Annotated in this window: 12 protein-coding genes; 6 read left to right on the top strand and 6 right to left on the bottom strand. The window is 66.8% G+C overall.

The genetic code is table 11. From position 1 onward, the window contains the following. Positions 1–6: 6 nt before the first annotated feature. The 6 genes from ACFJGU_RS09490 to ACFJGU_RS09465 are packed head-to-tail and all read right to left on the bottom strand — an operon-like array spanning position 7 to position 7,628. Positions 7–939 (bottom strand): HAD family hydrolase, encoded by a 933-nt coding sequence (locus ACFJGU_RS09490; RefSeq protein ID WP_382309765.1) that lies wholly within the window; start codon positions 937–939, stop codon positions 7–9. Beyond that, positions 936–3,293: a sulfatase-like hydrolase/transferase gene (locus ACFJGU_RS09485; RefSeq protein WP_382309763.1), complete on the bottom strand. Its 2,358-nt coding sequence runs from the start codon at positions 3,291–3,293 to the stop codon at positions 936–938. Before ACFJGU_RS09485 ends, ACFJGU_RS09490 begins: the two co-directional genes overlap by 4 nt. 54 nt (positions 3,294–3,347) lie before the next feature. Continuing rightward, positions 3,348–4,352: a diacylglycerol/lipid kinase family protein gene (locus ACFJGU_RS09480; RefSeq protein WP_382309761.1), complete on the bottom strand. Its 1,005-nt coding sequence runs from the start codon at positions 4,350–4,352 to the stop codon at positions 3,348–3,350. Continuing rightward, positions 4,349–6,028: a SulP family inorganic anion transporter gene (locus tag ACFJGU_RS09475; RefSeq protein WP_382309759.1), complete on the bottom strand. Its 1,680-nt coding sequence runs from the start codon at positions 6,026–6,028 to the stop codon at positions 4,349–4,351. The genes ACFJGU_RS09480 and ACFJGU_RS09475 overlap by 4 nt, the downstream gene beginning before the upstream one ends. Positions 6,029–6,061: 33 nt before the next feature. Next, positions 6,062–6,556 (bottom strand): DUF1269 domain-containing protein, encoded by a 495-nt coding sequence (locus tag ACFJGU_RS09470; protein ID WP_382309757.1) that lies wholly within the window; start codon positions 6,554–6,556, stop codon positions 6,062–6,064. Then, positions 6,549–7,628 carry an AI-2E family transporter gene (locus ACFJGU_RS09465; RefSeq protein ID WP_382309755.1) on the bottom strand — a complete coding sequence of 360 codons (1,080 nt, stop codon included), beginning with the start codon at positions 7,626–7,628 and terminating at the stop codon, positions 6,549–6,551. Before ACFJGU_RS09465 ends, ACFJGU_RS09470 begins: the two co-directional genes overlap by 8 nt. Before the next feature lie 250 nt (positions 7,629–7,878). Between ACFJGU_RS09465 and ACFJGU_RS09460 the strand changes: the two genes are divergently transcribed. The 6 genes from ACFJGU_RS09460 (at position 7,879) to ACFJGU_RS09435 (ending at position 13,269) form a co-directional block, all read left to right on the top strand. After that, positions 7,879–8,286 carry a DUF6325 family protein gene (locus ACFJGU_RS09460; protein ID WP_382309753.1) on the top strand — a complete coding sequence of 136 codons (408 nt, stop codon included), beginning with the start codon at positions 7,879–7,881 and terminating at the stop codon, positions 8,284–8,286. A 10-nt stretch (positions 8,287–8,296) separates the two neighbouring features. Next, a complete protein-coding gene (locus tag ACFJGU_RS09455; protein WP_382309751.1) occupies positions 8,297–8,647 on the top strand; it encodes an SHOCT domain-containing protein in 351 nt (116 codons plus the stop codon). Further along, positions 8,604–9,710 carry an AI-2E family transporter gene (locus tag ACFJGU_RS09450; RefSeq protein WP_382309750.1) on the top strand — a complete coding sequence of 369 codons (1,107 nt, stop codon included), beginning with the start codon at positions 8,604–8,606 and terminating at the stop codon, positions 9,708–9,710. The genes ACFJGU_RS09455 and ACFJGU_RS09450 overlap by 44 nt, the downstream gene beginning before the upstream one ends. Next, positions 9,707–10,378 (top strand): GAP family protein, encoded by a 672-nt coding sequence (locus ACFJGU_RS09445; RefSeq protein WP_382309748.1) that lies wholly within the window; start codon positions 9,707–9,709, stop codon positions 10,376–10,378. Before ACFJGU_RS09450 ends, ACFJGU_RS09445 begins: the two co-directional genes overlap by 4 nt. Positions 10,379–10,438: 60 nt before the next feature. Continuing rightward, positions 10,439–12,982 carry a LuxR C-terminal-related transcriptional regulator gene (locus ACFJGU_RS09440; protein ID WP_382309746.1) on the top strand — a complete coding sequence of 848 codons (2,544 nt, stop codon included), beginning with the start codon at positions 10,439–10,441 and terminating at the stop codon, positions 12,980–12,982. A gap of 86 nt (positions 12,983–13,068) precedes the next feature. Beyond that, the gene (locus tag ACFJGU_RS09435; RefSeq protein ID WP_382309744.1) at positions 13,069–13,269 is read left to right on the top strand and encodes a hypothetical protein; all 201 of its coding nucleotides are present in this window, start codon (positions 13,069–13,071) and stop codon (positions 13,267–13,269) included. Positions 13,270–13,275: the final 6 nt, after the last annotated feature.

Genomic DNA, 13,275 nt, shown 5'->3' with positions numbered 1-13,275 from the left:
CCGGAGTCAGCCCGCGGGGAAGACCGATGCCCAGTCGTCGCGCACGCTGACGACGGTGAACCCGGATGCGGCGGCGGCACCCAGGGCCAGCTCGGTTCCCTTGTCGTAGGGCTGGTCACCGCGGCCGGTGTCGTCGTCGTGGTGCACGAGCAGGCTGAGTGAGCGCGGGTGCGCCTGCACATACCGGAGCATCGGCACGTCTCCGTTGGAGTTGCCGGCGGCGAGCACAGGGCGGCGGCCGACGCGGCTCCAAATGCGCGCGGGTTTCTCGGGTCCGTCGTCGAGGAAGCCGAAGGTGGTGCCGTAGCGCACATCGTTGCTCGCCTCGTCGTAGCTGAGGCCGACAGCCGATCCAATGACCCGTTCGGGCGGGATGCCGTAGTTGGCGGTGCTCATGGGCCGCATGAAGTCGCGGTCGCCGCCGGACACGATGTAGCACCTGAACTCGTGTGCCTCGAGCAGCCGGAGCAGCTCCACCATCGGCTGATAGACAACTTCCGAGTACGGCCGATTCAGCACCGGGTGCGCCGCGTCGCGATAGAAGGCGGCGACGGTGCGCTGGTAGTCGTCGACGCTCACTGAGGCGGTCGTACCGAGGATGGCGGCGATCATCACCTGCAGGTCGGAGTCGTCGCCGGCGTAGTGTTTGTCGATCGCTGCGCCGAGCCACGCGAGATCGCCGGAGAGCGCGGCCCGGTATGGCTGCTTCTCAGCCAGCGCCGGATCGGCACGAGCGGCCGCTGCCCACTGCTGCACGATGAAGTGCAGCTGGGTTGGCATCGGTTTCTCGGTCCAGAGCGTGCCGTCGTTGTCGAACACCGCCACCCGCTCGGCCGCTGGCAGCGCCTCAGGCCCGACGGCGATCGCGTCGACGAAGTCGAGGATCGCGCGCCGGGTCGAGGTATCCCGCCACGACGGCAGGTCCGTGTCTGCTGTCACTGCTTCAGCATCGCCACGGCGAGTTTGTGCTCGTTGTCGATGAGGTGGGAGTGGTCGTCATCGCCGAGGTCGATGCGCACCCACTCGAGCGCGCCCGTGAAGGCGTTGCCGGTGGCCCCGTAGTCGGGTGAGACCGGGGAGCCGAGATCGAGCCCCACGTCGACGGTCTCGTCGAATGTGAATTGGAAGGGGATGGTTCTCTCGACGCGGCCCTCGCCGATCTTCTCGTCGTCGACGAACAGGGTGACGGTGCCGCCCTTGGCCAGGCCCCCGCCGTCGTAGGCGAAATGCGCCCGTAGCTCGTGCTCCCCCGAGGGGACCGGGCTGTCTGATCGCACGATGTCCACGGCGATGCCGAGCAGGTTGTAGGCGAATGCGAGCTTGCCGTCGGTGGCGTAGAACGACCATCCGCCGTACGCACCGCCCTGGGCGATGATCACGCCCTGCGCTCCCGCGTCGGGGATGGTCGCCTGGGCGGAGACCGTCCACGACTTGTTCTTGATGTTGATGGTGGTGTTCTCGCTGAGCCGCTTCATGCCGGGATAGAACTTCTGCGAATTGCTGAGATCCATCGTGGGGCGGCCAGCGAGGTCGGGATTGAACCGCTCGGCGGTGCGGATGTCGAGCGGGAGCACGTTGAAGCGAGCGGCCTGGATGAGGAACAGCTGCTGCAGGTGGGCGAGTCGCTCCGGTTCCTGGGCGGCGAGATCATTCGACTGCGTCCAGTCCTTCTCGACGTCGTACAGCTCCCACCGGTCGTCGTCGAGGCCGTGGTCGGAGCCGAGCCAGGGGTCTTTGTGCTTCGCCACCGCGGTCCAGCCCTTGTGGTAGATGGCCCGGTTGCCGACCATCTCGAAGTACTGGGTGGTGTGCCGCTCCTCAGCCTCCGCATCTGCTTCGGTGAAGGTGTAGTTCATCGCGGTGCCCTCGTAGGGCCGCTGCGTGACCCCGTTCACGGTCGACGGCTCGGGGATGCCGGCGGCCTCGAGCACGGTGGGGGCGACGTCGATGACGTGGGTGAACTGGTTGCGGATGCCGCCCTTCTCCACTCCCCCGTTGGGCCAGCTCACGATGGTGCCGTTGCGGGTGCCGCCCCAGTGGCTGGCGACCTGCTTGGTCCACTGGTACGGGGTGTCCATGGCGTGCGCCCACCCGACGGCGTAGTGGTTGTACGAGCGCGGGGTGCCGATGTCGTCGATGTGGTCGGCGACGTACTGCTCGGTCTCGATCTCGTTCATGTGGTTGATGGTGAAGCCCTCGTTGGTCGTGCCGTGCATCGACCCTTCGGCGCTGGCGCCGTTGTCGCCGATGATGACGTAGACGAGGGTGTCGTCGAGAATGCCGAGCTCCTCGTAGGCATCGAGCAGCAGGCCGACGTGGTGGTCGGCGTAGTCGAGGAAGCCTGCGTAGACCTCCATCTGGCGGGCGAGCGCGGGCTTGATGAGGTCGCTCATCTCGTCCCAGGCGGGAATGCCTGGGCTGCGCTCCGTGAGCACCGCGTCGGCGGGGATGACACCCTGCTCGAGCTGGCGGGCGAAGGTCTCCTTGCGCACCTCGTCCCAGCCCTGGTCGAACTTTCCTTTGTACTTGTCGGCCCACTCGACGGGCACGTGGTGCGGCGCGTGGGTGGCCCCGGGCGCGAAGTAGACGAACGACGGCACGTCGGGGGCGAGGATCTTCTGCTGGCGGCCCCAGGCGATGGCCTTATCGGTCATGTCGCCCATGAAGTGGTAGCCCTCCTCGGGTGTTCCCCACGGTTCGACCGGGGTGGTGTTCTCGTACAGGGCGGGGTACCACTGGTTGGTCTCGCCGCCGATGAAGCCGTAGAAGTGCTCGAAGCCGTTGCCGGGGCTCGGCCACCCGTTGAACGGGCCGATGGAACTGGCCTGCCAGACCGGTACCTCGTGGCATTTGCCGAACTGGGCCGTGTTGTAACCGTTGAGCTTCAGCGTCTCGGCGAGCGGTGCGCAGTTGTTGGGGCGCACGGAACTGTAGCCGGGGGCGGCGGTGGCGATCTCGGTGATGCCCCCCATGCCGACTGTGTGGTGGTTGCGTCCGCTCAGCAGCGCGGCGCGCGTCGGCGAGCACAGTGCCGTGGTGTGGAAGCGGGTGTACTTCAGACCCGCGGCGGCGACCCGCTCGAAGTTCGGGGTGTGCACCGGCCCACCGAACGCGCTCGAGGCACCGAACCCGGTGTCATCGATCAGGATCACAAGCACATTGGGCGCACCCTCGGGCGGCCGCACCGGGGTGATCGGCGGAAACTTGGTGTCGGGATCGGTCGCGTCGTAGGTGACCGTGCCCGTGTAAGCCAGATCGGGGATCGGAAGACTGGAACGCTGCAGATCGGACATGACACTCCTCGACGTGTACGGGGCGCACCGACGCGGAACGCCTTTGGTCCTTGTCTAATGCCGGCCAGCAGCCGCGGACACACCCGTTGTGGGTGAGATGAGGCCAGGAACTCGGACGGTCAGTCCTTCGGGTTCGATCCAGGCGCTCACCGCGTCGGCGGTTCCGAAGCCGTCGCCGTCGATCTCGACTCGGTGCGGTTCGTCGAGCCGGATGTCGATGCGACGGCCGAGTCGATACCGGAGCGAGCGCACCTCGTGAACGGCACCTCGATGCTCAGGAGCGGTTCGGCGCCGGGCTCCGTTCTCCCAGAACACCTTCGCCATGATCTGGGCCCATCCCCATGGGCTGGTCGGTCGCAGCAGCACCACCTCGAACAGTCCGTCGTCGACCTCCGCGTCGGGCAGCAGCAGGATGTTGGCCGGCAGGAGTCCGCAGTTGCCGATCATGATGGTGTTGGCACGCACTCCGCGCGGCGGCGCTCCGTCGAGCCGGTATCGGCCGGTGAGCTGCCGGGTTTGGCGGAGCGCGGCGGCGACCGCTCGCGCGTAGGCCAGCCATCCCACCCTCTTCTTGAGCACGTCGTCGGTGTCGTCGATCATCCGCGCATCAATCCCCAGCCCGGTCATCACAAGGAACACGTGTTCGGTCACGATCCCGTCGTCGGCGAGCTTGACCAGTCCGAGGTCCACGGGCCGGCTTTCGCCGGTGAACGCGGTGGCGATGGCGCCGGTCAGGTCGTTGAGGGTGAGGGTGAGGTTGCGGGCGAACAGGTTGCCCGTGCCGGCCGGCACGAGACCGAGCGGCACTCCGCTACCGCGGAGCCCTTCCGCAACCGCCCTGATCGTTCCGTCACCGCCGACCGCGATCACCACAGCGGCGCCGGAGGGCACGGCCGTTCGGGTGACGCCCTGGCCGGGGCCGTGGATCGCGGTCTCGAGCCAGAGCGACGGCCCCCACCCGGCCTCGGCCTCCTGGGCGTCGACCGCGGTCCGGAGCGCCGTTAGGTCGACTTTGGTCGGGTTGTAGACGATGGCAGCGATCGGTGGGGCGGTGTTCACGTATCGAGTCCTTCGTCCACGTCGTGTCGGGTGTGATGGCGGATAACGGCGTCGTCCACCGTTGGCGCCGCCCTCTCTTCTGACTCGATGCTGCGCCACCAGGAGGTTCTGCGAGCCAGGGCGAGTGCTGCCGGAGGCAGTGCGACGATCTCGAGCCGCGCTCCGGTCTCGGCGAGTTCCCGGTCGAGGTCGCGGAAGGCGTCGAGAACGGTGACTGAGGTCACCTGCAGGATCGAGGCATCCAGGATCACCGTCGTCACCCCGCCGCGCGACTCAGAGGCGTCGCGGATGGCCGCGAAGGTGCTCAGGACGTTCGCGGTGTAGAGCGGCGACAGCAGCGTCACCACGATCACGCCTGGCTGCGGGTCGTCGGTCCGGATGCGGGGCCGGTTCAGCTCGCGCAGCACCAACCCGAGCGTGATCACGACGCCCGCGAGCACGGCGGCGAGCAGGCCCGCGGCGAGGCCAATCAGCGCGACGACGACGGCGATCCAGAACTCAGCCCGGTTAAGCCGGGCCAGTCGGATGAGTCCGCGCACGTCGATCAGGCCGATCACGGCGATGAACACCATGGCCGCGAGGGTGGCCTGGGGCAGGAGCCCGAGCACGGGGGCGAGGAACACCGCGACGAGGATGGCGAGGGCTGCGGTGACGATGCCGGCGAGCTGCGATTTCGCGCCGGCGCTTTGGCTCACGGCGCTCTGCGAGAAACCGCCGGCAGCGGGAAGGGTCTGGAAGAACGACCCCACGACGCTTGCCGCTCCCGTGGCGAACAGCTCGCGGTTGCTGTCGACGTGGGGCTCGCCGGCTTGCCGGATGCCGCGGGCGACCGACGCGGACTCCAGGAACGCCATCACGGCGATCGCGAACGCGCCGGGCAGCAGGGCGCCGATGTTGTCGAGCGCCGGCAGAACGGGGAGCGGCAGCCCGGTGGGCACCGGATCGATCAGTCGAACGCCGGCATCGTCGATGTGCGCGAGCCCGGTGAGCAGGATGCCGGCCGCCACCACAATGAGCGGCCCAGGGACGCGCGGGACGAATCGCCGGATCAGCACGAGCGCGGCGAGGCTCCCGAGCGACAGGAGCACCGTAGGCAGATTCATGTCCGGTACCGCTTCGACGGTGGCGATGACGGTGCGGATGAAGCCGCTGCCGGTCGGTTCGATGTCGACCCCGAGCAGTTTCGGCACCTGGCCGAGCGCGACGGTGGCGCCGAGGCCCACTTTCAGTCCGATCAGGGTGGCCTGGTTGATGTTCTCAACCAGGCTGCCGAGCTTCAGCAGCCACGCCAGCACGAGGATCACGCCCACCAGCAGGGTCAGGGTGATGAGGTCGCGCGGCGGGTCGGACGAATCGGTCGCGACGCCGGCCGTGACAAGGGTGGTGGCGGTGAGGGTGGCGATGGTCGATGTCGTCGAGACGCTCATCGCCTTCGATCCGCCGAGCGCCGCATAGACGAGCATCGGCAGGATGCACGAGTAGAGCCCGACTTGCACGGGCAGGTTCGCGATGGTCGCGTAGGCCATCGCCTGGGGCACCACCACGGCTCCAGCCGAGATCCCGGCGACGAGATCGTGGCGGAGCCACGACCGACGGTAGCCGTGCAGCGTTGGGGCCAGCCAGGCCAGCCGCGTGGGGGTGGCGGCTGGCCTGGCTGGGGGCTCGGAGAGCGTCATCCGACTCGATCGATCGACGTCGTGGGGGTCGTGCTACTTGGCGCTGTCGAGGTCGTGGATGAGGGCCTTCTCGTCTTCGGCCGAGAGCGAGGTCTGCACGACGGTGCCGCCATAGGGCGCGATCGCGGCGGCGAACTTGTCCTCGGTCAGCTTGGTGGCGTACAGCACCACGGCCGACTTTCCGGCGGTGACGGTGCTCTTGACGCGGTCGCGGAACTCAGCGTTCAGGCCGGTCTTGTCGATGCCTGCGAACAGAGCGCCGAACAGGCCGCCGAAGACGAGGCCGACGAAGGGGATGAAGAACAGGATGCCGATGAGGGTTCCGAAGAGCGCTCCCCCGGCCGCTCCGAGGCCGATGTTGCCGACGGCGCCGGGGTGCTCGACGTGGGTCTTGCCCTCTCCGTCGACCTTGACCAGGGCGAGGCCGGCGAGCTCGACGACGAGGTCGTTCTGCAGCACTTGGATCTCGTTGTAGGCCGCTTCGGCCTGGGTCTCGGAGTCGAAGGAGATGACGATCAGATCAGCCATGGTGACTGGTTCCTTTCAGATTTCGGCGAAGCTTCGCCTGGTCGGTTTCGGTTTTCATGAGTAGTTTGGTCTCGGAGAAGTCGCCGATGACGGGGCGCCACCAGCGCGCGGCAGGGTCGGAGTCGATGAGGAGGGTGCGCACCAGCAGGGTGAGCGGGATGGCCAGGATCGCGCCGATGGGCCCGATCACCACCGCCCAGAACAGCACCGAGACGAAGGTGATGGTCTGGCTGAGCGCGACCGCGTTGCCGACGATCCTCGGCTGGATGATCGACTGCACGACCGCGTTGATGACGCCGTAGATCACGACGATGGCGATCACGGTCCCCCATCCGCCGGTGAAGTACCCGAACACCAGCGGCGGGACGATGGCGATGAAGTAGCCGATGTTCGGGATGAAGCTGCACAGGAATGCCAGCAGGCCCCAGAGGAACGCGCCGGGCACGCCCAGGATCATGAGAGCCACCCAGTTGAGAACTCCCTGCGCGATGCCCAGTCCGGTGGTGGCGACCATGTACTTGCGCACCCCACCGGCGAACGACTGCAACGAGGTGATCATCGCCGGCCGCTCCGCGTCGACCTGCCGGAACAGGGTGGGGATGAACGTCGCATCCATCGCCATCAGGATGAGGGTGGTCAGGATGATTACCAGCGCGAAGCCGATGTTCGTCACCGAGCCGAGGATGCCTCCGACGAACGCGACCAGCCGGCTCGGATCGAGGTTCGCCACGACGGCCTGGATCTGCTGCTGATCGAGTCCGGCCACTGCAAGGGCATCGGCGATGCTCTGCCCGATTGCCTGGATCTGCGGCGCGTACTGCGGGAGCAGAGCGGCGAACTGCGCGAAGGCGATCACCAGCGCCGCGACGAATGCGGCGAGCAGGATGAACACGGCGGCGATGACCGTTCCGGTGGCGATGCCTTGGGGAGTTCCGCGGCGCTCGAGGGCGCGTCGGAGCGGATGCACGCAGATCGTGAGGATGAGCGCGAGGAACACGGGGGCGAAGAAGCTCTGGATGGCGAACAGCCCGAACGCCGTGACAGTCGCTCCGCCCAGACCGGCGAGGATCATGGCCGCCCGATACGGCTTAGCGGGTGGATTGACCGGCTCTGCTACGGCGGGCGGAGCGGTTACCGGAGACAGCTGGGGGTCATCCCTTTTGCGCCACCACGCCATCTCGCTCCTCCACACCGTTCGGTCTGCCCAGTATCAGCGGGGGCGCCGTCGGGCATATCACCTCTTGCGGGCGATGTTCCGCGACCGGGTGCGAGCGAACCTGGTTTCATCGCCTGAGCGGCGATCCTGACGAGAGGACGGACACGTGTCTGATGAGTACGGCCCGATCGAGTTCGTGGTGATTCTCATTCCGGACGACAGCGCTGTTGCCGCCGTGCTGTCGGTGGTGGGATCGCAGCTCGATTCCAGCGGAGTGCGCCTCTTGGACGTCGTCGTGATCGACCGTGCGGTCACCGGCGAGCTCACGTTCGCCGAACTCTCTGACGACGACCTCGGGGCACTGGTCCTCGCCGCTGAGGGAATCACCTCCGATGAGGATGCTCTGCACCTCGCCGCGGCCCTGCCCGCTGGGGAGAGCGCCCTCCTCTTGGCGATCGAGTCGGTGTGGCTAAAGAATCTCACCCTCGCTGCCGGCGCTGCGGGTGGTGAGGTCATCCACGCCGACCGCATTCCCGCCGACGTCGTCAACGCCGCCGCCGCGACCATCAACTAAGGAGTTCTCGATGCCATTGTTCAGACGATTCGGCCGACCGGGCCTGCTCGGCCTCGCCGCCCGCACCGCTGTCGTCGCCGGCACCGCGACCGCGGTCTCCGGCGGCCTCATGCGCCGCTCACAGCGCCGCGCTCAGGAGGACGCCGAGCGCGACCAGTACGAGGCGCAGCAGCAGCAGGCGCAGATCGACCAAGCGGCCGCGACCGCCGCCGCCCAGTACCAGTCGGCGACTCCCGCCCCGCCAGCCGCCGGCGGGTCCTCTGATCTGATCGTCGAACTACAGAAGCTCAGTGCTTTGCACGCCCAGGGTGCGATCGATGATTCGGAGTATTCCGCCGCCAAGGCCAAGCTGCTGGCATGACCGCCCCGGCGACCGCCGTCGCAGGATGACTGGGGCCCCCGGCGCGACGGCCGGCTTCTCGCCCGCCGGTCGCACTCTTGTCGTTCTCGCGGCGGCGGCCATTGCCGTGATCGGGTTGCATCTCGGACGGGATGTGCTCGCCCCGGCACTACTTGCCCTTGTGGTCGTGGTGACGGTTCATCCTGTTCGCCGGGCACTACTCGCGCGGAGATTCCCGAACGGGGTGGCGATCGGTGCGGTGGTGGCCGTCTCTTGGCTGGTGCTGGCCGGGATTCTGGCACTGGTGGTCATCGGCCTCGGCCAGTTTGATCGGCTAATCAGCGACTACAGTGACGAGCTTGCCGATGCCGCGAATGCGGTCACGTCATTGCTGCACGGACTCGGATTCTCGATCGACGAAGGTTCGATCGATCCTCGCTCGCTCGCGTCGGCTGTCGCTGGTCTCAGCGGCGTGCTGTTCTCGCTGGTGGTCGCGCTGGCCTTCGTCTTCACGTACATCATCTTCATGGCCGTAGACGCCCGCCTCCTCGACGACATCGCCGACCGCTTCCGCACTCGGTTGCCCCTCCCGATCGCGGCCTTCGCGGGATACGGGTCATCGGTTCGCCATTACTACGTGATCAACACCGTCTTCGGGGCGGCAGTCGCCCTTCTCGACGGGCTCGTGCTGTGGGGGCTCGGAGTTCCGGGAGCACTCGTGTGGGCGGTACTTGCGTTTGTCACCAACTACATCCCGAGCATCGGCTTCGTCATCGGCCTCGTTCCTCCGGTGCTGCTTGCGCTCGTCACGAGCGGGTGGGGAACGGCCCTCGTGGTGCTGGCTGCGTACTGCGTGATCAACGTTGTTCTGCAGACGTTCGTGCAACCGCGGTTCGTCAGCCAGGCCGTGCGGCTGAACCTGACTCTCACGTTCTTCTCTGTGGTGTTCTGGACGGCGGTACTCGGCCCGCTCGGTGCGATCCTGTCGATACCGATGACCCTTCTCGCTCGGATGATCCTGTTGGAGTCCAACGATCGGGCCGCGTTCGGCCGCTGGTTGACCGGCGATCGGAGACCCGAATGAGCGGCCTGGCCGCGGTCGGGGCGCTGATCCCGATCTCTGTCGCCGCAGCGATCAGCACCGTGCCGCTGCTGGCCATGATTGCGTTGCTGCTGTCAGGGAAGAAACGGGGGTCCGCGCTGGCCTACCTTCTCGGCTGGACAGTCGGACTGTTCATAGTCGCGGCTGGGTTCAGCCTCGGCCTCTCCGCGGCATCACCCTCACGATCGGCCGTGACCGTGCCCCTTCTCGGTGCAGCGGAAACGGTGATCGGCGTCGTTCTCGTGGCATTCGGTGTGGTCGTGATCGCACGGAAGACAAAACCGGCCACATCCCCGGGATGGACCGACAAACTGACCGGTATCGGGTGGGTGCCCGCTGCCGCACTGGGCGTCATCCTCAACTTCCGGCCCAAAGCCCTCCTCCTCGCTGCCGCGGCGGGCATCGCGATCAGCGCCCCACAACCGACCGTAGGAGAAGGCGTGATCGGACTGGCGATCTACACGGCAATCAGCTGCTCCTCGGTGGCAGTGCCGGTGATCCTCACCTTGGCGCGCCCCGCAACAATGGAACCGCGGCTCCGACAAGCCCGCGGGTGGCTCCAGCGAAACCAACGCATCATTACCGGCGTCGTGGTGATCATGGTCGGCGTGGTCATCGTCGGGAACGGGCTCACCCATATGGCTGGATGACGAACTACCCAACTCTCGGAAATCCGCTGGTGATCCGGTGAGTGTCAGCGCTAACCTGGCGTGGCGTACCCGAACGCACCGGTCATCGACGTGTTTGGGGGACTCGTGGCTCAACAGCAAGAACAGATACGTGTCTCGGGAGTTCGGCCCCGTTCCGTTGCCGGTCAGGTCATCGATCGACCTCGTATGACCGCCGCCTCTGACGCTCTGAGGGGCGCGGAAGTTCGTGCCCTCGCTGTGTGGAGCGGTGCGGGAACCGGCAAGACCACCCTCCTCGACCAGTGGACGCGAGAGTTGCGGGACACAGGTCTCTCCGTCGCCCGGCTGACCGGTGACGACCTTGCCGGCCAGGTGGAGGAACTCACCGCCCATCTCGGCGACCACATCATCGTCGTTGATGATTTCCATCTCGTGCCCGCCGACATCGCGGATGCTCTCTTCGACTCACTGCCCAGCCACGATCGACTGAGATTGATCGTCGCGGGGCGATTCCAGCCGGGTTCCAGCTTGTCCCACCTCGCGGCGACCGGACTGCTGCTGGAGCTCCGAACCGATGACCTGGCGTTCACGACCGACGAATGCAACGAGCTGGCCGCCTCCCACGGGGTCATGCTTCCGCCAGCTGCGATCGACTCTCTGACGAACCGCACCGGCGGCTGGAGCACGGGGCTGGTGCTGGTGCTGCCGTTGCTCGCGGCGTCGCCGGACCCGGCCGCTCAACTCGAGCACTTCGTGGGAGACAACCGAGCCATCGGCGACTACCTCGCATCCGAGGTTCTCGGCATGTGCTCGGCGAGGGAGCAGAGTCTCCTCCTTACCGCTGCCGTCGACGGACGCGTTCCGTTGGAGCTCATCGCCGAACTCACTCGTGACACCGGTGCCGGCCTGATACTCGACACCCTCTCGCGCCGTCTCCAGCTGTTGTCGATCACAACCGGCGAAGTGACATTCCACCCTGTGCTGTTGAACTTCCTCCAAGCAGAGGCACGCAACCGGGACCTCCGCACCGCCCGGCTCAGCCACCAACACGCGGCGCGGTGGTTCGCCCGCCGCGGTGACGGGCAGGAGGCGTTGCAGCACGCCGCAGCATCCGGTGACGTCAATCTCCTGAAGAGTGTGATCGGCACCTTCGCCATCGACCTCATCCTCACCGGTCACAGCGCCCCCGTGCTTGCCGCGATTCACGCGTTGCCCTCCGCAGACCAGGGGTTGGCAGAACACACCAGCCAACTCCTCATCAGCATCCCGTTCGCCGACCGATACGCTTCCGCCCGCACCTTCCGGCTGGCCGATGCTGCAGACCGCGATTCCGCCGATACGGGCTGGTCAACCTTGCTCACCGCGCTGCACGTACTGGCCGCAACCACTGCCTCGGAAACCGCACCATATCGGACCCGCCTGGACTCGCCCGTCAGCACGATTGCGCGCGAAAAATGCTTCGGCCTCGATCTGCTCTGCATAGCCGCCGAAGGGTGGGTACAGAAGCTCAGTGGAAGCACCCGAGCTGCTATCGACTGTTTCCACCATGTCGCCGACTCGGCACACACCGCCGGCTATGTGTGGCTCGCGCTGCAAGTTTCCGTGTTCGCCGCCGACGCCGCTTCCGCTGATGGCTCCTGGGAAGAAGCCGCCCTCATCGAAGACACCATGACCGATCGCGCCCAGCAATTCAGCCGGTCACTGATCGATCGAGCGCGAGCAGCCGCCACCGTCGTCGCAGCCTCTCGGCAGTACCAAAGGTGCCTTCCCCTGCCCGCAGACGAGCTCACCGGCATCGTCGAGACAGATAGCGCCAGCGGGTCGCTCGGACTCCGTGCTCCTGCCCGCGCACTGCAACTGCTCGAAGCCTTGGACAGTGGCGATCCACGGGAGGCGGCCGATGAGCTCGATGACCTTCTTAGAGCCTCCGGACGCGGGTACCCGCGTCTGGTCGCCGCCTCGCTCCTGCGTCTAACGAGCATCCGACTCGAGCTCGACGGGCGTTCCGCAGCACGCGACTTCGCCGCGTTCGCTGAACCACTCCTCGGCTCCACATCTCTGGAGCTGCAGCTTGCCCGGTATCTCCTCGACCCCGCCGTGCGTGCCACCGACGACCGGGAGCAGCGTTTGCTCTCTGCGACCACCGCGGGGCTGAAATCGTGGCATGCCGGCGCGATGGTCGGAGCTTGGCTTCTGCTTGCGGCGCACGCTCAGGCGACCGGGAAGCGCGTCGAGGCCGACCGCCGCATCACTGCGGCCGCCGCGCACGCGAAGCGCTTCCGCACCATCCGGCCTTTTCGAGCTCGCCACGACGAAGGCGCGACCCTCCTCGCATCCCGGTCCGGGCACTTCGGGCATCTAGAGGAATTCGCGCAGCTCGTCATCAGACGAATCGGCGCCTACTCCCCCGTTCAAGCGGACTCTCCACTCTCTGTCCGGTTGACCAGCCGTGAGCACGACATCCTGAGAGAGCTCCCCGCCCACCAGTCCCTAGCCGAGATCGCCCGCCGCCAGCACCTCAGCGCCAACACGGTCAAAACCCATGTTCGAGCTATCTATCAAAAGCTCGGAGTCACCGAACGCAGTGCCGCCGTCAGCGCTGCCCAAAGATTGAATCTGCTGTGACCGGGCGAGGAGTCACCCGCTGTAGGTGAGGCGCCGACGCTCGGCAGTCTCCACAATGGCCTCACGGACACGACGGGAGGCGCGGTGTGAGACGCTACGAGATCCGGCTGCCGTACGCCCGCTCCGACAATCTCGCGGCTGCGTTCCCCGAGATGACCGCCGTCGAGATCAGCCCCACGATCACCCTGCTCACCGGCGTGCTGCACGACCAGACCGAACTGCACGGCCTGCTCCACCGCATCGCCGACATGGGTCTCGAGATCCTCGAGGTCCGGCAGGATGCGTGAGCGTCA

Origin of the sequence: Herbiconiux sp. UC225_62 (genome assembly GCF_042694625.1) — a bacterium.
In the GTDB taxonomy this organism is placed as follows: domain Bacteria; phylum Actinomycetota; class Actinomycetes; order Actinomycetales; family Microbacteriaceae; genus Herbiconiux.
The sequence above is the reverse complement of the archived record's forward strand: the minus strand, read 5'-3'. Positions and strand labels throughout refer to the sequence as shown.

What these genes read in the sequence shown, in the direction of transcription:
- ACFJGU_RS09455 (WP_382309751.1), top strand. Translation starts at nt 8,297, where the DNA reads ATGCCATTGTTCAGACGATTCGGCCGACCGGGCCTGCTCGGCCTCGCC.
- ACFJGU_RS09485 (WP_382309763.1), bottom strand. Translation starts at nt 3,293, where the DNA reads ATGTCCGATCTGCAGCGTTCCAGTCTTCCGATCCCCGATCTGGCTTAC.
- ACFJGU_RS09475 (WP_382309759.1), bottom strand. Translation starts at nt 6,028, where the DNA reads ATGACGCTCTCCGAGCCCCCAGCCAGGCCAGCCGCCACCCCCACGCGG.
- ACFJGU_RS09465 (WP_382309755.1), bottom strand. Translation starts at nt 7,628, where the DNA reads ATGATCCTCGCCGGTCTGGGCGGAGCGACTGTCACGGCGTTCGGGCTG.
- ACFJGU_RS09450 (WP_382309750.1), top strand. Translation starts at nt 8,604, where the DNA reads ATGATTCGGAGTATTCCGCCGCCAAGGCCAAGCTGCTGGCATGACCGC.
- ACFJGU_RS09470 (WP_382309757.1), bottom strand. Translation starts at nt 6,556, where the DNA reads ATGGCTGATCTGATCGTCATCTCCTTCGACTCCGAGACCCAGGCCGAA.
- ACFJGU_RS09445 (WP_382309748.1), top strand. Translation starts at nt 9,707, where the DNA reads ATGAGCGGCCTGGCCGCGGTCGGGGCGCTGATCCCGATCTCTGTCGCC.